The organism is Flavobacterium bizetiae (genome assembly GCF_024271895.1).
GTDB classification, from domain to species: Bacteria; Bacteroidota; Bacteroidia; order Flavobacteriales; family Flavobacteriaceae; genus Flavobacterium; species Flavobacterium bizetiae.
This window is the reverse complement of record NZ_CP091861.1, coordinates 2,644,926-2,666,756: the sequence shown is the minus strand read 5'-3', so window position 1 is coordinate 2,666,756 and position 21,831 is coordinate 2,644,926. Positions and strand designations below refer to the sequence as shown.

At 32.8% G+C, this 21,831-nt stretch carries 19 protein-coding genes; 4 read left to right on the top strand and 15 right to left on the bottom strand.

Annotated elements, in window-relative coordinates:
• Nucleotides 1-296: 296 nt before the first annotated feature.
• The 6 genes from asnB to L0669_RS11545 form a co-directional block, all read right to left on the bottom strand.
• Nucleotides 297-1,973, bottom strand: a complete 1,677-nt coding sequence (asnB, locus tag L0669_RS11570; protein WP_173972458.1) for an asparagine synthase B — start codon at nt 1,971-1,973, stop codon at nt 297-299.
• A 531-nt stretch (nt 1,974-2,504) separates the two neighbouring features.
• Entirely contained in the window at nt 2,505-2,954 is a 450-nt protein-coding gene (locus L0669_RS11565) for a hypothetical protein (protein ID WP_263763636.1), read from the bottom strand.
• A 66-nt stretch (nt 2,955-3,020) separates the two neighbouring features.
• The gene (locus tag L0669_RS11560) at nt 3,021-3,551 is read right to left on the bottom strand and encodes a GNAT family N-acetyltransferase (protein WP_263763634.1); all 531 of its coding nucleotides are present in this window, start codon (nt 3,549-3,551) and stop codon (nt 3,021-3,023) included.
• 719 nt (nt 3,552-4,270) lie between these two features.
• Complete coding sequence (locus tag L0669_RS11555; RefSeq protein WP_263763632.1) at nt 4,271-6,025, bottom strand: TonB-dependent receptor; 1,755 nt, start codon at nt 6,023-6,025, stop codon at nt 4,271-4,273.
• Nucleotides 6,026-6,165: 140 nt separating this feature from the next.
• Nucleotides 6,166-7,029, bottom strand: coding sequence for a PhzF family phenazine biosynthesis protein (locus L0669_RS11550; RefSeq protein WP_263763630.1), 864 nt, complete (start codon nt 7,027-7,029; stop codon nt 6,166-6,168).
• Between the two features lie 89 nt (nt 7,030-7,118).
• Nucleotides 7,119-10,133 (bottom strand): tetratricopeptide repeat protein, encoded by a 3,015-nt coding sequence (locus L0669_RS11545; protein WP_263763627.1) that lies wholly within the window; start codon nt 10,131-10,133, stop codon nt 7,119-7,121.
• A 363-nt stretch (nt 10,134-10,496) separates the two neighbouring features.
• Between L0669_RS11545 and L0669_RS11540 the strand changes: the two genes are divergently transcribed.
• Genes L0669_RS11540 through L0669_RS11530 form a run of 3 tightly spaced genes read left to right on the top strand, consistent with a single transcriptional unit; the run spans nt 10,497 to nt 13,009 of the window.
• Complete coding sequence (locus tag L0669_RS11540; protein ID WP_173972452.1) at nt 10,497-11,180, top strand: cell division ATP-binding protein FtsE; 684 nt, start codon at nt 10,497-10,499, stop codon at nt 11,178-11,180.
• On the top strand, nt 11,180-12,067 hold the full coding sequence (locus tag L0669_RS11535) for a glycosyltransferase family 2 protein (RefSeq protein WP_263763625.1): 888 nt from the start codon (nt 11,180-11,182) through the stop codon (nt 12,065-12,067). The genes L0669_RS11540 and L0669_RS11535 overlap by 1 nt, the downstream gene beginning before the upstream one ends.
• 6 nt (nt 12,068-12,073) lie before the next feature.
• On the top strand, nt 12,074-13,009 hold the full coding sequence (locus L0669_RS11530; protein ID WP_263763623.1) for a glycosyltransferase family 2 protein: 936 nt from the start codon (nt 12,074-12,076) through the stop codon (nt 13,007-13,009).
• Here L0669_RS11530 and L0669_RS11525 read toward each other — a convergent pair.
• Entirely contained in the window at nt 12,987-13,409 is a 423-nt protein-coding gene (locus tag L0669_RS11525; RefSeq protein WP_263763621.1) for a sugar 3,4-ketoisomerase, read from the bottom strand. The two genes, L0669_RS11530 and L0669_RS11525, sit on opposite strands and share 23 nt — an antisense overlap.
• A complete protein-coding gene (locus L0669_RS11520) occupies nt 13,393-14,241 on the bottom strand; it encodes a glycosyltransferase family 2 protein (protein ID WP_263763620.1) in 849 nt (282 codons plus the stop codon). The genes L0669_RS11525 and L0669_RS11520 overlap by 17 nt, the downstream gene beginning before the upstream one ends.
• 133 nt (nt 14,242-14,374) lie before the next feature.
• On the opposite strand from L0669_RS11520, the gene L0669_RS11515 reads away from it, so the two are divergent.
• Nucleotides 14,375-15,259 (top strand): glycosyltransferase family 2 protein, encoded by an 885-nt coding sequence (locus L0669_RS11515; RefSeq protein WP_263763617.1) that lies wholly within the window; start codon nt 14,375-14,377, stop codon nt 15,257-15,259.
• Between the two features lie 10 nt (nt 15,260-15,269).
• Here L0669_RS11515 and L0669_RS11510 read toward each other — a convergent pair whose 3' ends face one another.
• The 7 genes from L0669_RS11510 to L0669_RS11480 form a co-directional block, all read right to left on the bottom strand.
• Nucleotides 15,270-16,544 carry an O-antigen translocase gene (locus tag L0669_RS11510; RefSeq protein ID WP_263763616.1) on the bottom strand — a complete coding sequence of 425 codons (1,275 nt, stop codon included), beginning with the start codon at nt 16,542-16,544 and terminating at the stop codon, nt 15,270-15,272.
• 1 nt (nt 16,545) lies between these two features.
• Complete coding sequence (locus L0669_RS11505) at nt 16,546-17,700, bottom strand: DegT/DnrJ/EryC1/StrS family aminotransferase (RefSeq protein ID WP_263763614.1); 1,155 nt, start codon at nt 17,698-17,700, stop codon at nt 16,546-16,548.
• Nucleotides 17,697-18,647, bottom strand: coding sequence for a GNAT family N-acetyltransferase (locus tag L0669_RS11500; protein WP_263763612.1), 951 nt, complete (start codon nt 18,645-18,647; stop codon nt 17,697-17,699). Before L0669_RS11500 ends, L0669_RS11505 begins: the two co-directional genes overlap by 4 nt.
• A gap of 140 nt (nt 18,648-18,787) precedes the next feature.
• Nucleotides 18,788-19,390: a trimeric intracellular cation channel family protein gene (locus L0669_RS11495; RefSeq protein ID WP_173972444.1), complete on the bottom strand. Its 603-nt coding sequence runs from the start codon at nt 19,388-19,390 to the stop codon at nt 18,788-18,790.
• Between the two features lie 67 nt (nt 19,391-19,457).
• Nucleotides 19,458-19,886 carry a PH domain-containing protein gene (locus L0669_RS11490; protein WP_263763610.1) on the bottom strand — a complete coding sequence of 143 codons (429 nt, stop codon included), beginning with the start codon at nt 19,884-19,886 and terminating at the stop codon, nt 19,458-19,460.
• 7 nt (nt 19,887-19,893) lie between these two features.
• Nucleotides 19,894-20,742 carry a hypothetical protein gene (locus L0669_RS11485; RefSeq protein WP_263763608.1) on the bottom strand — a complete coding sequence of 283 codons (849 nt, stop codon included), beginning with the start codon at nt 20,740-20,742 and terminating at the stop codon, nt 19,894-19,896.
• Nucleotides 20,743-21,071: 329 nt separating this feature from the next.
• Nucleotides 21,072-21,815 (bottom strand): RDD family protein, encoded by a 744-nt coding sequence (locus L0669_RS11480; protein WP_263763606.1) that lies wholly within the window; start codon nt 21,813-21,815, stop codon nt 21,072-21,074.
• Nucleotides 21,816-21,831: the final 16 nt, after the last annotated feature.

Sequence of the window (21,831 nt, the reverse complement as noted above, 5' to 3'; positions counted from 1 at the left end):
TTTACTCACAACTAAAAGAGGTAAGCCCAATATAAAACCTTTTTATAATCCTCTAATTTTCAGCTAAAACAAAATTACAGTTTTAGCTTTTTTTGTATTTATATCGCTACAATATAAGCGATTTTAACATTGTTTTGGCTAATGCCAAATATAGAAAAGAAACTTAAATAATTATTGAAAAATAATTTTAAGTCACTGAAATAACAGAATTTAACATTATAAGACAAGAAAAACGCTCTCAGGATTGAGAACGTCTTTCGGAAATATAATATATACTAATTCTAAAAATTCCTTTTTTATGCTTTCGCGTAAGCATCATCATGCACACTTGCAACCGCTCTTCCTGAAGGATCGTTCATGTTTTTGAAAGCTTCATCCCACTCTAATGCAATTTTTGTACTACAAGCTACACTTGCTTCCTGAGGCACACATAATGCTGCTGCATCACTTGGGAAATGTTCTGCGAAAATTGAACGGTAGTAATACTCTTCTTTAGAAGTTGGCGTTTGTAACGGAAATTTGTATTTCGCATTTGCCAATTGCTCGTCTGAAACTTCTTTGGCTACCACTTCTTTCAAAGTATCGATCCAGCTGTATCCTACTCCATCAGAAAATTGTTCTTTTTGTCTCCATGCTACACTTTCCGGCAACATGTCTTCAAAAGCTTTACGAACAACCCATTTTTCCATCGGGTGTTCTTTGTTGATCATTTTATCTTGTGGGTTGATGCGCATCGCAACATCCATAAATTCTTTGTCTAAGAACGGTACACGACCTTCGATTCCCCATGCTGCCAAACTTTTGTTGGCACGTAAACAATCGTACATATGTAATTTACCTAACTTACGAACGTTTTCTTCGTGAAATTCTCTAGCGTTTGGTGCTTTATGGAAATATAAATATCCTCCAAACAACTCATCTGCACCTTCACCTGACAATACCATTTTAATTCCCATTGATTTAATAACTCTCGCCATTAGCCACATTGGAGTTGATGCTCTAACCGTAGTTACATCGTACGTTTCTAAGTTGTAAATTACATCACGAACTGCATCTAAACCTTCCTGAATCGTAAATTTGATTTCATGGTGAATTGTTCCGATATGTTTTGCTACCACCTGAGCTGCTGCTAAATCAGGAGAACCATCTAATCCTACTGAGAAAGAGTGCAATTGCGGGTACCAAGCATCTGTTGTATCATCTGACTCAATACGTTTTTGAGCAAATTTTTTGGCTACAGCCGAAGTAATAGAAGAATCTAAACCTCCTGAAAGTAAAACTCCGTAAGGAACATCACTCATCAATTGTCTGTGAACCGCAGCTTCTAGTGCTTCTTTAATCGCTGGAATACTAGTTTCGTTGTCTTTTACTGCATCATAATCTGTCCAGTCTCTTTTGTACCATTGTACAAATTCGCCGTCTTTGCTTGTCATATAATGTCCTGGAGGAAACAATTCGATTTTTGTACAATATCCTTCTAAAGCTTTCAATTCAGAAGCAACGTAGAAAGTTCCGTGTTGATCCCAACCAATGTATAATGGAATAATCCCCATATGGTCACGAGCAATAAAATACTCATCTTTCTCTACATCATAGATTGCAAATCCGAAGATTCCGTTCATTTCATCTACAAAATGAGGTCCTTTTTCTTTGTAAAGTGCCAGAATAACTTCGCAATCACTTTCTGTCTGAAAGTTATATTTTCCTTCAAATTGTTTACGCAATTCTCTGTGGTTGTAAATCTCACCATTTGCAGCCAAAACCAATTTTTTATCTTCTGTAAATAAAGGTTGTTTTCCTGAAGCTGGATCTACAATCGCCAAACGCTCGTGAGAAAGAATTGCTTTATCATTGCTGTAAATTCCGCTCCAGTCTGGTCCACGGTGACGAATGATTTTAGACATTTCTAATACTTGAGGTCTTAAGGTTTCGGCTTTTTGTTTTAGATCAAAGGCACATACGATTCCACACATAATTCTATATTTTTAATTGTAATTTTTATTTTGATAAGGCAAAGATGCGTTAACGGTTACGATTGAAAAACACAAATACGCATTTCAGTTATAATTTTAAACCATAATTTTAATTTTACATGTAAAATGTAAAATTTTAACACTAAAAAAAGGTTCAAACTTGAAAATTTCAATTTCAGGCTCAAACAAAGCACAAATCACAAGGTTTTAAAGAGATCTTTGAATTAAATTTTATGATATTTCAGAATCATTGAAATATTCACAAAGAGAAGAAAGAAAATAGTCGAAGAATTATTGTTTTTGTCAATCTTGTCATTTCAACGTAAGGAGAAATCACACTAGAAACTCGACTAAGACTGGCGATTTTTCTAAACGCAATAAACCCGACAGGTTTTAAAAACCTGTCGGGTTTACGATACGGAATTTCTACATGACTTTGACTTTGGTCAGTCTGACAAGATTGTGTGTTTAGCCCGCAAACCTTTGTCAAATTTTGAAACTTTGACAAAGGTCTTATAAACAATAATCTATCTACAAAACACTTTCAATCATATAATGCGTCTTATTTATTTCAAATTGAAATCCAACTTTATTTCCCATCAAATGCGAACCAAGCGGAGATTGAGGAGAAAGTGCAATAACATTTATACCATCAATAGTAATTTTAGGAAGCGCCACACTTACATACAAATAAATTCCGTTGGCTTTTACCAAACTTCCTGAAATGATGTTTTCAGTTGTTTTTGTGGGATCTATTTTATCTAAAACCGCTTTTTGGGTTATCGCTTCTTTTAGTTTATTGGTGAGTTTTTCCTGCTCGATATGCATCATCGACAAAGCAGTTTCGTGCTTATCTCCGGCAGAACCTTTTGCGTCGTTTTTAGAATCTTCGGTCAAAGCCGAAATCATGTCTCTAAAAACGTCGATTCGGTCCTGAACCATTTGAAGGTAATGTGAATGTATTTTTTGTTTGAATTCCATTTTTTTTTAAGGTACTGAGGTTCTAAGTTACAAAGGTGCAAAGGTTTTTCTTCTTTGTGTAATTTATTATTCGAAAAAAGCATCGGGATAAATCACTTTTCCTCTCACTCCTGATAATCCATTTTTTACTAAAACGGCCACCATGCAATTTTCTGCAGGAACATCAAAAGGCATTTCGATTCCGTATTTATTGGTTAACTCATATCCAAATCTTGGATAATATTTTTCATGCCCCAATAATATAATTGACTTATAACCTAATTCTTTGGCCACTTCGTGACTGTGCAAAATTAATTTTGACCCCACTCCTTTTCCTTGAAATTCAGGCAAAACTGAAACCGGAGCCAATGCTAAAGATTCATAGGTATTTATATCATTTTCGATTTCAAGTTTCGTTAATAAAATATGTCCCACAATTTTATTATCCACTTCGGCAACAATCGATAATTCCGGAATAAAAGTATTTGACTTTCTTAATCTCTCTACCAAAAATTGTTCTTTATGATCACTGTATTCTTCATTTTCAAAAGCTTTTTGTATTACCTGAAAAACACTTTTGTGATCTTGTTCCGTTTCTTGTCTTAATTTAATTTCCATTCTAAACATTTTAATTTATTCAACTTATCTAACCGCAAAGGGCGCTAAGTTTTTTTTATATTAAAGTCTAAATAAAAATGTTAAGCGCGTGAGGTTATGTACTCGATTATTCAATCCCTAAGTTCGGGAATAACACAAAGATCGACCAAAAAAGCATGAGTTACAAGTTCAGAAATATTTAAATTAATTCAGGAATGTATAGCTTAAAAGTCATTCGAAAAACTTTGTTTCTGATAGTTATTGCGAAGTAATTCTACCAATTTAACGAATTCCATAACAATTTAATTTTACTTAAGAGCAGGTAAAGATTTTCTGCTTAGAATATTTTCAAAAAACACAAGAGAAAAAAACTTTGCGGTTATTTTTTTTTATTTGGAACCTATAATTTAACCGCAAAGGGCGCAAAGATTTCATACTTAAAAGGTTTAAAAAAAACACAAAGTTCGCAAAGCTTTGTGTTGAACTAACTTTGCGAACTTTATCGTTTATCTATATAACACAAGAAAAAAATCCTTGCTCCCGATAGCTATCGGGATTGCGGTTATTTTTCTATCCGGAACCTAAAATTTTCCCACAAAGAACACAAAGATTTTATATGTAGAAGATTTCTTAAAAACACAAAGTTCGCAAAGCTTTATATTGAACTAGCTTTGCGAACTTTGTGTTTTATGTGTAACGCGTAAAGAAAAAAACTTTGAGCGCTTTGCGGTTAAAAAACCTTAAAAATCGAATTTATAATTTGCTCCAACTAACACCTGAAATCCTTGTACAGGATAATTAAGCCATTTTTCGTAAGCCTGATTTCCAATATTATTCAGTTTTAAGAAACAAGTTAAACGTTCGTTGTATTTGTATCCTAAATGCGCGTTGGCATCAAAATAGCTTTTTAGTGTTGTAATAACAGGATCAGTTCCTAAATCTAAGTTCGACTGCATGTCTTTACGTTCTCCTACAAAGAAAACATTTAAACCTGCATACCATTGTTTCGTAATGTTTACATCAAGATTCGAACTTATTTTCATAGAAGGTAAATTCCATGCTTCTACGCCATCGTATTTGTAGCTATTGAAAGTTCCGTTGATTCCAAAAGAAACATTTCTTGAAAAATCAGCTTTTAATTCTCCGTAGAAACGGAAGGTTCTCACATCATCATAAACTACTCCAAACGAGTTTCCAAAAGCATAATTCTGGTTGGAGAAATCTTCTGTATAATCATTGCCTTTGTACAATGCTTTATCTTTTTCGTTTAAATAAGAACCTGTTAAGTTATAATTGATATTGTTTGCCAATTTACCTTTTAAACCTGCAAAAACAGTATACTGATTACTTGTTGGACGCATATTTAATGTTGGAGATAAAAACGGATTATCATTCACAAAATCAGCGTATGAGTTTTGCTCTAAACTACCATTTACTCCCGTGTAAAAAATCATTAAATCACCTACTAATTTATAAGAAGCATTTACTTTTGGATAGATAAAAAACTTGTTTCCGCTGTTTTCAGAATCTAAACCATAGAACAATCCAGCTCCTAACTCAAGTGTCCAGTCGTTTTCAAGAATTACAAAACTTGGTTCGATCCCAAAATTTGTCAAACTGTATTTTAACGGACTTGTATTATCACGTGCATAATTATGTTCGAAAGATCCGCTTACGTGATCCACAATAATATTTGTGTTTATCGATTGATCCATTACCTCTACCTTGAAAGAAGGCTTTACATAAAAACGATTTTCTGAAGAAGAGAAACTGTCTGAGAAATGGGTGAATTTAGTAGATATTTTACTAAAAATCCCTTCATTAAATTCGATATTTCCGCCTAACGAAATGGTATTATAAGAGTGATTTGGATTGATTCCTCTAATTAAATCATCGCGCGTCTGTCCTGCTAAAGTCGATCCAAAATCAGCCGGTAAACCGTACCAGTTATAAATCTGATTTTGATATCCTAAATCAACGTTCCATGACATATCACGATTGTTTACGCCGTAACCAACATTTAATGCAGTATCATAAAACTCATCATTTAAATCTACATCCTTAATTCCGCCCTGCGAAGAGTGATGACGAAACATTCCCGCTACATAATCGTTGTTTCCTAAATCCTGATTTACGAACAATTCAGCATTTAGAGTTCCATAATTTCCAACTCCTAAAGTCGCGTAATTATTAAATAATTTTTCTCTTTTTGATTTTTCAACACCTTCGGCTTTTCCTTTAGATGGCGTAAAAGTCGAAGCCACAGGAACCGACAAAATACTGTATTTAATAGTTTCTTTTGGCTGATTTCCGGTATCGTCAAGCGAAGGCGTTTCCTTTACTTTAAAGGCATCTGAAATTGTTGGCGAATAGGGTTTTACCACATTTACTGTTTCAGTACCAATTGTTTCCTCTTTTTTCTTTTGAGCAAACGAAACCTGGACAACAAACAATACTAGTAAAATGATGATTTTATTCTGGCAATTAATTCTCATATTTCTTCTTTTTAAGAGTATAGAGTAAAGAATATAGAAAATAGACTATCCTAAATCCTCTTTATCCTGCTCAAACTCTTTGTTCTTTATTCTAAAATCTATATTCTATTCTCTTTATTCTATTTTCTATTATCTCTAAACTAAGCTTCCCAATCACCTTTGGCTACAAACTGAGCTTTTCCTCCTATTTGAATATCAAAGTCATTATCTTTTAAACTTCCTTTAAAATAAATTTGCGACGGACGGTTGATGTAATCTCCCTGATAATTAATCAAGTCAATTTCAGGTTTATGATATTTTAATAGAAAAGCTTGCAAACAAGTACTTGCGCTTCCTGTTGCTGCATCTTCTACCAATTGATTGTGTTCGATACACAACATTCGGCTAAACAATTTTGAACCTTCTAAATAATAAAAATACAAAGCCTGATGCGCTGTTTTGCAATTCTTTTTAAGCCAGTTTTCTGTTTTGTCTTTGTCTAAAACTAAATTCTCTAAAGCTCTTTTACTGCTTAATCCCACCATTACAAAAGCACTTCCGGTTGTTACTTCCTGAATTGGAAATTGGTTTTCAAAATCATGACTTTTCAGATTACTAAATACTGTAAAATCTTCTTTCGCAAAAATATCCCAAAACTTAGGCTGAGCGGCTTTTAACCAAATCAAACTTTCAGACTGATGAACTGAAATTGGCCCAATCGGAACATTTAATTTTATACTCTCCGGAGCATTATCAAATACTTTATTCATCAAAACCCATGAAGTTCCAATTATCGGATGTCCCGCAAATTGCATTTCCTGAGAGGGTGTAAATATCTTGATCTCGGCTTTATTATTTTCTGTATCAAGTTTGGTGATAAAAGTGCTTTCGGCAAAATTAATTTCACGCGCAATTTGCTGCATTTCTGCCGAACTTAAATTTCCCGCATCCAAAAAAACCGCCAATTGATTTCCGGCATATTTTTTATCAGCAAAAACGTCAACTATATAAAAGGGTAAACTCATAACTTGTAAAATGTGTTTTGTGAGATGTAAAATGTGTTTTTCACTATGCTTCTTTTTACAGAAAACATTTTACTTTTCACCAATAAAAACTATTTATTAATCGAAGAATTTGTCTTAGACTCTTCTAATTTTATAGCGCTTAATTCTTTTTTAGCTTCTTCAACAACATCCGGATAATCGGTAAAATTGTTGATTACGTTATCTAAAATATAAGTCGCCTGATAACTGTCTTTTAATCCGTAGAAGTTTTTCGCCATTAAAACCAAACTCTTCGCTCCGTAATATTTGTAAGCCGAATAGTTTTTAGCCAATTTCTGAACCGAAACATTTGATGCATCAAACTTGCCTTCTTTCGTTTTAAAATAGGCATCATAATACAACGCTTCTGCCGCTAACTCTCCTTTTGATGTTGCTGATAATTTCGCGTAAGCTGCTTTTGCTTTATCTTCATTACCCGTTTGCATTGCTGCACGTGCTACGATAATTTGTGCATCGGCTTTTACGTTAGCATCGGCTTTTGCATTTTGCAATACTTTGTCTGCGTATACAACCGAGTTATCGTAATCTTTTTTGTCGTAGTAACATTTCATCAGATTCGCCTGAGCAAAACTTTTATTCTGAGAAGAATCAGCTTCATCGTCTAAACGTTTCAAGACCGGAATCGACTTATCGCAATCTTTTGCTTTTAAGTAAATCTGCGCTAATTTCATTAACGACTGTTCTGTAAACTCACTTCTTGGCTGATCGATTACATATTGATAATTCGCCACTGATTTTGTTTCTGAACCTTCTGCATAATACAATTGTGCCAGATAAAAATTAGCTTCTAATGAATGTAATCCTGTTTGAAATTTATTGATATAGCCTGTAAAACCGGTAATAGCCAGTTTGCTGTTATTTTGGCTGTATTGTTTAAATGCAGCATCATAAGTATCATTATCCAGTTCCGCATCTGTAACGGCAACGAAATCTAAAGTACGAACCCAGGTAGCATATTCGTCTACTTTTCCTGAATCTACATAAATCAATCTTGCGGTCGAAACTGCTTCTAAAGCCTCAGGAGTTTTAGGGAATTCTGCCGCTACTTTTTTGAATTTAGTCAATGCCAAAGCATCACGATCTGAGTTGTAATAAATCAAACCTTGTTTTAAAATTGATTTTGAAGTAAAGGCTCCGTTTTTATATTCAGAAATTAACTGATCGTACGTTTTAAGCGCCTGATCGTTCTTTTTCTCCGCTGCATAAGTATTTCCTAATTCATACAAAGCATCGTCACGATACTCTGATTTTTTGTACATCTGAAGAAAATTATTCAACTCATCGATTTTCTTATCATTTTTAGACATGAATCCGTAAGAAATCGCTTTTTGAAACTGAGCATAATCAGCATCAACACCTCTTGCTTCGATTGCTTTTGCGTAAGCTTCATTGGCAGCAGTGTATTTTGAATTTACAAAACGACAATCTCCTAAACGCAAATAAGAATCGTTCAATCGAACTTTATCTTCTTTTGAATTATCGATTTGTGCCTGAAATGAATTTCCTGCCTGATCGTATTCTTTCAGTTTAAAATACGTGTATCCAATATTATAATTGATGTTTTTATATTCGTCGGTTGTTTTTGCCGCAGCCAATCCCGCAAATTGTTTGTAGCTCAACAATGCGTTCTGAAAATCTGCCGTAACATATTCAGTTTCTGCTTTCCAGAAAGTAGCACGTGCTGTAAATTCAGGTGTTTTTTGTTCGCTGATGGCACTTTTAAACATTTTTCCTGCTTCCTGATAATTTGACTCATTATACAATTCTAAACCTCTGTAAAAAAGTACTTTTTGGTACGCTGCTTTGTTTTCTGCCGATCTGTTTTTCTCTAGTAAAGTCAACGCTTCTTTGTAGTTTTTAGTCGAAATATAAGAATCAACCAATAATTTTTCTACTTCAGATCTGCTTGAATTGTTTGGATATTTTTTAAGGAAATCAAGCAAAATTGCCGGAACAGTCTGATAAGCGTTTCCGATATCATAACTCACTTTAGCATAATTTAAAGCGGCATCTTCCTGAATTTGTGCATTAAAATCCATTTCAGATGCATTTTTAAAAGCGTTTAAAGCTTCTTGTTTTTTGCCCGTATTCAAATAACTTAAACCTAAATGGTAATACGCATTTTGTGCTACGAAATCTTTTCCTTCAATGATTTTATTGAATTGAGAAATCGCTTTTTCATAATCTTTTCTCTCATAATATGCATAACCTAATTGGTAGAAATCTGTATTATTCCACTTTCCTTTTTTACCTGCATATTGCTCTAAAAACGGAATCGCTTTGTCGTATTGTTTTAGATTGAAATAGCTTTCGCCGATGATTTTATTTAGTTCTGATTTTTCAAGCTCATTTGATTTAGACATCGCTTTTTGTCCTAAATCGATCGCTTTTTGAAAATTTCCTAATTTAAAGTTCATATCAGCCTGATAGTACGAAAGTTTCTCTTTGTACTTTTCTTCGCCTGAAACTTCATCAAAATACTTGGTAGCTTCTTTATAATCATCACCTTCATACGCCATGAAACCCAAATAATATTTGGCCTGAGAACCAAATTCAGGAGAATTCACCACTTTATTAAAATAAGTAGTTGCTTCTTTTTTCTTTTTAGCATTAAAATAAGCATAACCTTTCTGGAAATTAAACTTATCCGAGTCTGATTTGCTCATGTAACTTTCATCCACTTTATCAAACCATAACAATGCTTTTGGATAATTCCCTTGTTCGAAGAAATACTGAGCAACCTCGATATAAGCCTGATTTTGTTTGGTACTTGTTGGATAATCGGTAACGAATTTTTCCATCAAAGCATCAGCATTCGCTTTGTTGGTTCTAATGGCACAATTGGCGATATAATAAGCACAATCTGACTGAACTTCTTCGGTGGTAGCATTGTTTTTTACATGTTCGAAAATAAGTTGTGCCGAGGCATATTGTTTGTCATTATATAAAGCCAGTGCTTTGTCAAATTCCTTTAAATCGTAAGTATAAATAGCTGATTTTTGTGCCGAAACTATGGTCGAAAAAAGGATAATTGGTAATAAAAAGAACCAGGAAAGTTTACGCATTTTAATTATATTTAGTATTCAAATGTATCATTTTATACCGTTTATAACGAAACGTTTCAGGCTTTTATTATGAACAAATTTTTTAATGCTTGTTATAAAACAGCTTATTACACTCCAAAATATTGGTTCTCAAACTTTCTGAGACATAATTCTTTTCTTAAGATAAAAATTCTGTCTATTTTTATTGCCACAGATTACAAAGATTCTCACAGATTAAATTCAATTTTTCTTTAGAAAAAACAGCAAAATCATTCTAATCCTTTTAATCTGTGGACACTTTTAAAAATTTCTTGCCGAAATGATTCAAATTTATTTTGAATCGAAGCGTTATCTTATTACTTTTACCAATCAAATCAATTTATTATGTCACAAACCGTACTATCTCTTAAAGAAGTCACTATATATCAGGAAGGAAGAAAAATTTTATCTCATATTAATTTAGATGTTAACCACGGTGAATTTATCTACATCATTGGAAAAACCGGATCTGGAAAAAGTAGTTTCTTAAAAACTTTATATGCAGATTTACCATTATCTGAAGGTGAAGGTCACATAGTTGAGTTTGATTTGGCAACTTTAAAAGAAAAAGATATTCCGTATTTGAGACGTAAAATTGGAATCGTATTTCAGGATTTCAAATTACTTCCGGACCGTTCTGTAAAAGACAATATGCTTTTTGTTTTAAGAGCGACAGGCTGGGTTGACAAAGACGGAATGGAACGCAAAATTGATGAAGTTCTGGACAAAGTAGGTATGAAAGAATACCTTAACAAAATGCCGCACCAACTTTCTGGTGGTGAGCAGCAGCGTGTTGCGATTGCAAGAGCTTTGCTTAACGATCCTGAATTTATCCTTGCCGATGAACCAACCGGAAACTTAGATCCGCAAACAAGTTCTGAAGTTTTAGAGGTATTGAAAAAAATTAATGCTAATGGTAAAACCGTTATCATGGCCACTCACGATTATGCTTTATTACTAAAATTCCCGTCTAAAACATTAAAATGTGAAGACGAAAGAATTTTTGAAGTCGTGCAACGAAGCGTGTAATGCTTTCAATACTTATTCCTACTTATAATTATAATGTTGTTCCGCTTGTTTTAGAGCTTAAGCAACAAGCTGATGAATTAGGAATTGTATATGAAATCATTGTACAAGACGATGTAAGCCAAAATTTTATTACTGAAAATACCCAGATCAATTTATTACCAAATTGTTCTTTCGCTATTAATACCGAAAATTTAGGCAGAGGAAAGAACATCAATTTAATGTGCTCTAAATCGAAGTATGATACTATTTTGATTCTGGAAGCTGATGCTTTGCCGGAGCACAAATCATATCTTAAAAACTATATCGAAATACTTTCAAAATCAAATCCTAACGTGATTTTTGGAGGTGTTAAATATCCGGAAACTATTCCCGCAAAAGAAAAATTACTTCGATGGAAATACGGAATAAACCGGGAAACCAAATCAATAAATCAAAGAATTAAGAACAATTATAATTTGGTTTTTAGCTGGAATTTACTTTTAAAAAAAGAAATCCTCTTGCAATTTCCTTTCCCTGAATTTATAAAGGAATATGGTTATGAAGACGCAGTTTTTATCGAAAATTTGCGATTGAATTCAGTTCCTGTAATGCATATCGAAAACTTCTTAATTCATCATAACAACGAAGACAGTTTTGCTTTTATAAAAAAATCTGAAAGAGCGGTAGAAAACTTACACCATTTAATTGCCCTCCATAAAATTGATCCGAAAAAAATTAGACTGAGCAAATTTTACCTTACTTTGAAAAAGCTGCATCTTACCATAATTGTAAAGGCAATTTACTTAAAGAAAAAGAAACAAATCCTAACGAATTTAACTTCAGAAAATCCGAACTTATATTTACTGGATTTTTATAAATTAGGCTATTACTGTAATTTAAAAAGATAATCGGTTATGGTGTTTTTTTCTGTTGTTATTCCGCTATACAATAAGGCCAATTATATCGAAAACACTTTAAAAAGTGCTCTTGATCAAACTTTTACAGATTATGAAATCATTGTTGTTAATGACGGATCTACTGATGAAAGTGAAGCTGTTGTACGCCAATTTAATGACAAAAGAATTCGAATCTTCCATCAAAAAAATCAAGGTGTTTCTGTTGCACGAAATCTTGGAATAGAAAAATCAACAGGAAAACTGATTGCTTTTCTGGACGCTGATGATTATTGGTTTCCGAATCATTTGCAGGAATTGGCTCATTTATATTCTGACTTTCCAGATTGTGGAATTTATTGTTCGCGTTATAAAATTAAAACAGCCAAAAACCACTTTCAAACACCATATTACAAAGGAATAGATCAATCTTTTAAGGGAATCATAAAAGATTATTTTGCATCAAATATGCCTTTTAGAATTACCTGGACTTCATCTCTGGCAATATCCAAAGAAATTCTTGAAAAATCTGGAAGTTTTACGCCCGGCATAACAAATGGTCAGGACTTGGAATTGTGGACAAAAATTGGAATTCAATATCCGGTGGCTGTAAACAATACCATTACCGCTATTTATAATAATGCCATTCATGATAGTCTCGCCAAAAAGAATATGGGTTCGATGCAGTTAATGAATTTTGAACAATTTAAAACCTCGGAACAAGAAAATCCTTCTCTTAAAAAATTTCTGGATTTGTACCGAATCGAATATGGTTTTAAATATTATGTAGCTGGATATAAAGAAAAAAGCGACTTCTATCTAAAAAATGCCGACAAGGAAAATATAAGTTCAAAGATTCAGTTTTTATTAAAACTTACGCCTTTTTGTTTGCATTTTCTTTTTAAAGCGAATAGCTTTTTAAAAAAATGCGGAATTAACTTTTCTGTTTATAATTAGAATATTTTAAAAATTCATCAAAGTTTCTGATATAATCTTCTTCGATATAAACGTCTGAAGCAACGACCAAACAAACAGAACCCGAAGAAAAGTTTTGAAGTTCGCGCCAGATTCCGGGATTAATTAATAAACCTTCATAAGGCTTGTTTAAAGTCACAATTCGTTCGTCTTCTCCATCTTTCAGAACAACATCAAAACTACCGCTTAAAGCTACCAAAAACTCCTGAAGTTCTTTATGCGCATGTCCGCCGCGTTCAGAACCGCTTGGAACATCGTACAAATAATAAACGCGCTTTATATCAAACGGAACAATATCATTTTCTATGACCGAAAGATTTCCTCTGGGATCTTCTATTTTAGGAATCGGTAAAATCTGTATTCCGTTATTTTTTAATTTCATACGATATTGTTTCAAATTTTTCGTGACCTTCTTTGGCACTTTTCAGAGCTTTTTTGAGTTCTCTAAATTGTAATTTATTTTGTTTTAAATCGAAAAAAAGCTTCACAAATATCCAATAAATATAATTGCTTTTAAAAATTCTGGTAAACAATGCGCCTTGAATAAAGTACTTTTCTCTGATGCTTTTTTTGTCTGATGAAGTGAGTTCCTGGTGTTTTACAATTACTTGTGGCTCAAAAATTAATGACTGATTTTTATTCTTTAAATCAAATAGAAAAATGGCTTCTTCTCCCATTTCGAATATTCCACCTAAGCCAAAATTTTCATCAAAGCGAATTTTAGATTGATCAAGAATAGCAGCATTGAAAGTCATTTCTATAGAACTGGTATTCAAAATATCAAAAACGTTCAAATTCGTTTTAGAACGTTCAGGATATTTTTTTATTAAATCGCCATTTGTTTTTACGGCACAAAATCGAATTGCCGCAGCATTCAGAAATTGATTGTAAGCTTTGATAATTGTCGAGTCAAATCCTTTCTGATATACTACATCATCATCTGCAAGGATAAGAATTTTTCCGAGGGCATTTTCTAATGCCAGATTTCGGCTTTTAGACAAACCTTTTTCGAAAGAATTTATCACCCTTACATTCGAATATTCTGATTTTAAAATTGTTCCGCTTTGCGTTTGATTAACGATTAAGATTCGGAAATTAGAAAAATGCAAAAACGGAAACATGGGCAACAGAAAGTCTAATGAATCCTGATGCATTGTAGCGATCAAAATTTCAATATCAGTTTCCTGAAAAAAACGTTCTGTTTTGTCTTCCATATAAAAACAAATGTAAAAAATAGTAAACGAAAAGAATACTGCAAAAATCTGCTTTTTAATTTAATTGCAAATTAGTTCCCAAAAACCGCTATAATATTTCTTATTTTTGATCGTTTCAAACGCTGTTTTATTTATGCAAAACCTTCCATTAGTTACTATTATTTGTTTGTGCTACAATCATGAGCAGTTCGTGGTCGAATCTCTACATTCCGTTTTAAACCAGAGTTATAAAAATATTGAACTTATTATAGCCGATGATTGTAGTAACGATGCTTCGAAAAAAACAATTACAAAATGGCTGGAAAATTATCCTGAAATAAAATTCATTTCCAACGAAATCAACTTAGGAAACACTAAAACATTTAATAAAGCACTAAAATTTGCAAAAGGAGATTATGTAATTGATTTGGCTGCCGATGATGTTTTATTATCAAATTGTGTCGAAAAACAAATCGCCACTTTTTTAAATTCTGAAATAAAAAACCTGGCCATTGTTTACGGCAATGCTGAAATAATCTCAGAGAATAATGCGCATCTTCGTTATTACTATGATGTTAGTACCGAAAATAAAGTACTGAAAAAACCTGCAACGGGAGATATTTATTTGTCTATATTAGGCCAAAGCAGTATGATTTGTTCTGTTTCTTCGATGGTAAAAAGAGAAGTTTTAGACGAATTAAATGGCTATGACGAAAATCTGGCTTACGAAGATTTAGACCTTTGGATAAGAGTTGCCAGAAACTATAATTTTGAATTTATCGATGCGGTTTTAATTCAGAAAAGAGAATTGGAGAACTCATTAGGAAATCAGTTTTACAGAAAATTGAATTCCAGAACCCGAAAAATAAACCATTCGACTTACCTTATTATAAAAAAAGCAATTGCCTTAAATAAAACAAAAGTAGAAAACAAAGCGGTATTAAAACGCGTTCATCAGGAAATGGTAAAAGCGCAAAAAACGTATGATATTGGTTTGTTTATCAAATACATTCCGTTAGAATTGAAGTTGCGATTTTAATGTAAATACTTTAGAACAAACTTTTTCTAAAATATACACATAAAACCATCAGATAAATAAAATTATCAAAAGCCTGCGCCATTACGACACCTTGTATCCCAAAGTAATGCATGAAAACCAAATTCGAAAAATACAAAAGCGCAAGAGAAGCTACTTCGGCAATAATAAAAGCTTTAGTCAGTTTCTTAGCAAAAAACTGATAGCCTAAAATAAGAAAAGCCACTTTGAAAACATCACCTACAAGTTGCCAAAAGAAAAGCGAAGCAACAGGCAAAAATTCTTTGGTAAACAATACCTGAACAATAAAAAAACGGGCAAAATAAACGACTACTAAACCCATTATAAAAACAGGTAAAATAGATTTATAATACTGCCAAAAGATACTTTTTGTTTCCTGATTTCCTTGCGCCATCGAAAGTTTGGGCAAAAAATAAACGCTTAGAATCGTACTCACAAAAAGCATATAATATGTTGAAATACGCGTCATACTTTCCCAAAAACCAGCTTGTTCGATACCTAAAGTTGCAATAACACTATTTCTAATGGCCAAATAAACTATTGGTCCTAAAACGGATGAAACCAATGCCATCAACGAAAATGGCAATAAATCTTTTATAATTTTAAAATCATATAAACGCAAACGAACAGTCAGCAAAAAATTGATTTCTTTTTGTACAAAATAAAAAGTAACAAAAAACAATAAAGCCGGCGTAATAACAATTGCCAATAAAGCTCCCAACGTTTGAAACTGTAAAATCATTAAAAGAGAAACCAATAATCCTAAAGTATTTCCGATAATATTAACCCAAATCACTCTTTTGAACTGACTTAAACCATTAAGAACTGCCAATAAAAAAACAGATACGGCATACCAGGGCAAAGCCAAAGCAAGGATTTTGAAAACAAGAGTATAATCAAAAGCTGAACTTAAAATTGTATTGTTCCAGAAGGAGGCACAAAAATACAAAACACCACTTAAAACAAGCGCAACAAGAACCAAGCTAATAAAAACCGTAGCCATTATTTTTTGAAGCACAGCTTTATTTTTATGATTTTCTGCTACATATTTTATAATGCCGCTCTGAAAACCAAGAGTTGAAATACTTTCTAAAGAAGTTAAAAAATTACGCAAATTCCCCACCAAAGCCATTCCGGCAGGACCAACAAAAATCGCTAATACTTTTGACGTTATTAACCCAATTCCTATTTTAATGGCAATGCTAAAACTGTTTAAAGAAGTAATTTTAAACAAAGTCGTTTGAGTTATTTTTCTCAGCGCGTTCAAACTAATATTGATTTAAAACATCAACAATAAAACTAATCTCGTCCTCTGTTAGAACAGGACTCATAGGCAAACTCAAAACCTCATCATGAATTTTCTCTGTTATAGGATAAGACAAAGAATTCCACTCTGAAAATGCTTTTTGTTTGTGTGGAGGAACAGGATAATGAATAACGGTCTGAATATTATTTTGAGCTAAATATGCTTGCAAATGGTCTCTTTTTGAGGTTCTAATCACAAACAAATGAAAAACATGATTAGTAGAAAAATCCCAAAACGGCAGCATTATTTTATCATTTTTAATCTCTGATAAATATCGTTTTGCAACAATCCTTCTTTTATCATTATCTGCATCTAAATTTGGCAATTTCGCATTTAGAAACGCCGCCTGAAGTTCATCTAATCTTGAATTTACACCAATATATTCGTTGAAATACTTTTTCTCAGAACCGTAATTTCGAAGCGAGAAAAGCACTTTTGCCAATTCAGAATCGTTTGTTGTTATTGCCCCGCCATCGCCCAGACAACCTAAATTTTTACCGGGATAAAAACTGCAGGCTGTGGCAGATTTTAGATTATTGATTTTAGATTTTAGATTGTCATTTTTTCTATCATTAAAACCTGGAATTTGGAATTTAAGATTATTGAAATTTGTCTTAGCTCCATGCGACTGCGCAGCATCTTCAACAATTATTAAATCATTTTCGATTGCTATTTCGGTAATCTTGTCCATTTCAGCCAATTGACCATACAAATGAACGACTAAAATCGCTTTTGTTTTCGAAGTGATTTTCTCCCGAATCAAATCCGGGTTTATATTGTAGGTTTCCAACTTTGGTTCAACCAAAACCGGAACTAACTCTGCCTGTAAAATTGCCAGAATGCTAGCAATATAAGTATTTGCAGGAACGATAACTTCATCTCCTTTTTGTAGCTTCCCAAGCTGAATATATCCTTTAAAAATCAAAACCAAAGCATCAAAACCATTGCCTACTCCAACACAATATTGAGTTTGGCAATATTCGGCGAAAGCTTTTTCGAATGTTTCTACTTCTTTCCCTAAAATATACCAACCGTTGTCTAAAACCAATTTCAGTTTTTCCTGAAATACAGTTTCATAAGGTTCGTTTATTTTTTTTAGGTCCAGAAATGGTATCATTTTATATCAATTTTATAAAAATCCTGATTATAAACCGTACAGCCTAATTCTTCTTTTTGTTTTAAAAGTCCGGCATGGTAACCGCTGTCGTTTTCTTCATTTACAATTCCCATGTCAAAAAAGCGTTTGCCTTTTCGTTTGTACTTTTCGATCAAATTAATGAACAAAAAATCAAGCGCTCGAAACTCCTCTCCTTTTTTTGATGTAGCTCCATATTGAGATTTGACTACATTTTCGGTTTCAAAAATGGTAATTCCAGCAATAATTCCATCATTTTGATAAACAGAATATTGCCTGATATTTTCGGGGAATTTTTGCTTTAAAAGTGCAATTTCTTCTTTTGTATGAACGGGTTTTACATTGAATTTCTCCAATAATCTTGGTGCTAAAATTTCATCCCAAAAAGGTGCAAAATCTTCCTCTTCGAAAATATCCAAATCCAAATCTTCAATGCGTCTAAAATGTTTTAATTTACTTTTAGAAATCTGCAAAGGCAATTCTAGATTAACCGCCAGATTCATTTCTTTTCGCTCTAAAACAGCCCCTCTTTTAAACAAAAAAAAGTCGGTTTCGTTGTTTCCTTCAGGAAAATAAAAATTAGGAATTGGTTTGTAATAAAAGGTTTTAAGCAAATTCTCTTTCAAAAAAAACAAAACGGCATCTAAGATCGCTTCTACTTTTTTGCCCTTTATTTTATTTGAATATACCAATCCGCCATAAGTAAGTCCCTGATGCGAATAAACAGAATTTCCAACTTTATTGGCTGGCAAAATACTCACTAGTTTTTCGTCTTGAAAAATTAAAAGCGAAAAATCCTCAAAACGATTTTTATGATATTCCATAAAATCACGATGAAATAAAAATGTAGCATTTTTGGCCTGAGCCAGAAACTCATTCCAAACAGTATAATCGTTCTGATTGTATTTTTTTACGGTGTATTTTGTCATTTTTTATTGTTGCTTCTTTGGCCACGAATCGCACGAATTTACACTAATTTTTCTCTGCATAAAATACAAAACAAATATGCGCACATTTTTTGCAGTCGACATGATCCGTGAAAATTAGTGAAATTGGTCGCAAATAAATCTTATTTGTGATCAAATGCCGGTAAATACCATTTGAATTTTACCGCCAATAATCGCGCAGTAATAATAACAACAGAAGTTACGAGATACAAAATATCATCTTCGAGGTTGAGTTTTTTTAGTGCAAAAAATACAATTCCGCCAAAAATACAAATCGTTGCATAAATCTCTCTTCTAAAGATCGTTGGAATTTCTGTACACAAAATATCACGGGTTACACCGCCAAAACAAGCTGTCATAGTGCCCAATGCAATACAAATTACGGGATGCAAACCTGTCATGATCCCTCTTTCGAGACCAATTAAAGTAAAAACACCCAACCCGATGGTATCAAACAAAAACAAGGAAGTTCTTAGTTTATCAAACTTTTTTCTAAAAAGAATTGCCAATCCAAAACCTAAAATAATAACATAAACATATTTTAAATCCTGCATCCATCCTACTGGCGTTCTGCCTATTAAAACATCACGAAGCGTTCCGCCTCCCACTGCCGTTACAAACGCAATGATAAAAACACCAAACGGATCTAGTTTTTTATGCATTGCCGTTAAAGCGCCGGACATTGCAAAAGCCATTGTACCAATAAGGTCTAATAAATGAAACATTTTATTTTTTTTAAGGTGCAAAGGTACAAAGGTGCGAACGCACAAAGACTCAAAAAAGCCAATTATTTTAATTTATTTTGTAACTTTTTTCTTTAATTTTTATTTCTGTCTGAGGATTAATCTTTTCGATAGCTTCAATAAACCTCAATTTCTCTTTTGGCGAAATCAAAACCGTATCAAATTTATTATACAAAATTTCAATTCTGCTAAAAGAAAGCGCAGGAGAACTTATAATATTATAACTGTCAGAAATTCGTTTAATACTCGCAATATCAATTGATAAATTATAGAATATCCCGCATTTTATAAATACCTTTTTATTCTCGATAATATAAAAAGTCGTCGAAAACATATAAACAATAAAAGCCACTACAAATAATATAAAGGCAAAACCAATCCAGTTTTCATCATAGAAAAGCCTTATGAGGATTAATCCAAAAAGCAAAACTAAAAGTACAATAAACCAGACGTCGATTTTAGATTTAAATTTTTCCATTTACCACTTATTTCTTTACGTAAATTGGGCTTCTTTTCAGCAAATAAGTAATCGAATCCATCCAGCTGTCTTTTATATTCAGGAACGGTTTACGGCTTTGTGAGTAAATTTTTGTGCCGTTTTTGTACATATCAAAATAAACCATGTAATTGTAATACGTTAGATTACTTGAATTTGTAGTCGACACATCGTTCGTTTTTACCTTTTTGTTATTGTCGCTCACTTTGGCATTTCCGCTGTTATAAGTCGAAGACGTTGAACCTTCGGTAATGGTAAACGAAACTTTTGCAGCAATAATATTATCGACTCCCAGAATTTTCTGAAGATCTTCGATTGGGGTTGCATCAATATTTTTATAGTCAATTCCCGCTTTATGCAGCAAACTATTCGTAACCCTTAAATCCTGAACCGTTAACGGAAAAAGATTCGCCGATTTGTCTAACAATTTATTATAAAGATCATTTTGAGCAAACTTAGCCATTTCTTCAGACTCTTCCATAGTACCTGAATTCACATAAGGAACCGGCAGTACAGCAATCGTATTGGGCTTCATTTCTGAGGAAGTAACCTGAACAGAATTAGTATTGGAAGGGGCATTATTTTCAGAGACATTAAAGGTTTGAGAACGGCCGCTGGCAAAATCAATTCTCGCAATTTGAGAAACATCAAGCGAGATCTGAAGTGTTTCTCCCGGCAAAGAATATTCAACCGTTTTATCAGACATTTTTGCAATCGTACATTCAATAATCTGATAATCTCTTTTTATTATTTTATCCAGTTTTTTTCCGCCCTGAGCAAATGCAAAAACAGAAACAAACAACATTATTATTAAGCTAACAACTTTTTTAAAGTTCATGGTATTTAGATTAAATTTCCCTACTCTTCGGCTTTTCGGGTTCGCCTTTTACAAAAAATATGCTACTTCGATTCACAAATTTTAAGTATATCTAAAGTTACGAAATCGTCTTGTTTAATCTCCTTAATACTACCATTTTTTTTAGGAGCAATTTCCCGCTTTCCCTTTCAAACGAAGTTCACTGAACTCCAAAATAAAATAAAAACTAAGTGAAGTAATCTTTTGTTTTTTAAAGAAAAAAACAAAAGGATTTCCAGTACAATCGGGGCTAGGGATTCGCTTTCATTAGCAATAAATCATCAGCAAAATAATTTTACCTCAAAACACCATTACATATTTTGAGTATAGAAATTGTAGTCTTTTAAAATCACCCTCAAAAAATCGCTGCTATTACCGGATTGATTTTTAATTCCCGTTACGCTTTCAATCTTCGCGACCAATTTGTAAATCACTTCATGATCATTTCGGGATTCAGCGTTCTTAAAAGTTTCTTTAATAATACGCATATCATTATCAGACAATTTAATAACCAAAGGATAAGTAGGAACATAAGCCTCGCCTATTTCTTCGAGAATCGTATGGCTAATATCGATTTTATTTTTTAGCGTAATAACAGCAGTTCCCGCCACCATATCGCCTAATCGTTGCGCTTTTTTACTCGACACCACACTTACTATAGCCACTATACCATACAAAAGCGTAATATCAATCAATCTAAAAAACCAGCGCATTAAATAATCTCCAAATCCGGCCTGATAACCATCTATTTTTACCACTTTTATTTTTACCAGTTTTTTTCCAATAGTCTGACCTTCAAAAATACTTTCTAAGGTTAACGAATAAATGAAAAACGGAAAATAAAGAATTAAAACAATCGAAATTTTAGACCAGTTATCTAATCTGTCAAATAATTTACCGAAATTTAACCAATAAAAAAACACAAGCGAAATCACGGTTATATAGGCCAGTTTAATAGCCAAATCGATGAAATAAGATCCTATTCGCTCGCCTGGTGAAGCGGCAATAAAATTTATTTTAACATTTTGCGTAGTATTAATAGATAATTCTGACATATTTTATATTTTAGCC

Excerpts from the sequence above, each read along its gene's own strand:
- L0669_RS11535 (WP_263763625.1), top strand. The coding sequence starts at position 11,180 with ATGCTTTCAATACTTATTCCTACTTATAATTATAATGTTGTTCCGCTT.
- L0669_RS11495 (WP_173972444.1), bottom strand. The coding sequence starts at position 19,390 with ATGTTTCATTTATTAGACCTTATTGGTACAATGGCTTTTGCAATGTCC.
- L0669_RS11545 (WP_263763627.1), bottom strand. The coding sequence starts at position 10,133 with ATGCGTAAACTTTCCTGGTTCTTTTTATTACCAATTATCCTTTTTTCG.
- asnB (WP_173972458.1), bottom strand. The coding sequence starts at position 1,973 with ATGTGTGGAATCGTATGTGCCTTTGATCTAAAACAAAAAGCCGAAACC.
- L0669_RS11540 (WP_173972452.1), top strand. The coding sequence starts at position 10,497 with ATGTCACAAACCGTACTATCTCTTAAAGAAGTCACTATATATCAGGAA.
- L0669_RS11505 (WP_263763614.1), bottom strand. The coding sequence starts at position 17,700 with ATGATACCATTTCTGGACCTAAAAAAAATAAACGAACCTTATGAAACT.
- L0669_RS11555 (WP_263763632.1), bottom strand. The coding sequence starts at position 6,025 with ATGAGAATTAATTGCCAGAATAAAATCATCATTTTACTAGTATTGTTT.
- L0669_RS11485 (WP_263763608.1), bottom strand. The coding sequence starts at position 20,742 with ATGAACTTTAAAAAAGTTGTTAGCTTAATAATAATGTTGTTTGTTTCT.
- L0669_RS11520 (WP_263763620.1), bottom strand. The coding sequence starts at position 14,241 with ATGGAAGACAAAACAGAACGTTTTTTTCAGGAAACTGATATTGAAATT.
- L0669_RS11500 (WP_263763612.1), bottom strand. The coding sequence starts at position 18,647 with ATGACAAAATACACCGTAAAAAAATACAATCAGAACGATTATACTGTT.
- L0669_RS11515 (WP_263763617.1), top strand. The coding sequence starts at position 14,375 with ATGCAAAACCTTCCATTAGTTACTATTATTTGTTTGTGCTACAATCAT.
- L0669_RS11560 (WP_263763634.1), bottom strand. The coding sequence starts at position 3,551 with ATGGAAATTAAATTAAGACAAGAAACGGAACAAGATCACAAAAGTGTT.
- L0669_RS11525 (WP_263763621.1), bottom strand. The coding sequence starts at position 13,409 with ATGAAATTAAAAAATAACGGAATACAGATTTTACCGATTCCTAAAATA.
- L0669_RS11480 (WP_263763606.1), bottom strand. The coding sequence starts at position 21,815 with ATGTCAGAATTATCTATTAATACTACGCAAAATGTTAAAATAAATTTT.
- L0669_RS11565 (WP_263763636.1), bottom strand. The coding sequence starts at position 2,954 with ATGGAATTCAAACAAAAAATACATTCACATTACCTTCAAATGGTTCAG.
- L0669_RS11490 (WP_263763610.1), bottom strand. The coding sequence starts at position 19,886 with ATGGAAAAATTTAAATCTAAAATCGACGTCTGGTTTATTGTACTTTTA.
- L0669_RS11550 (WP_263763630.1), bottom strand. The coding sequence starts at position 7,029 with ATGAGTTTACCCTTTTATATAGTTGACGTTTTTGCTGATAAAAAATAT.
- L0669_RS11530 (WP_263763623.1), top strand. The coding sequence starts at position 12,074 with ATGGTGTTTTTTTCTGTTGTTATTCCGCTATACAATAAGGCCAATTAT.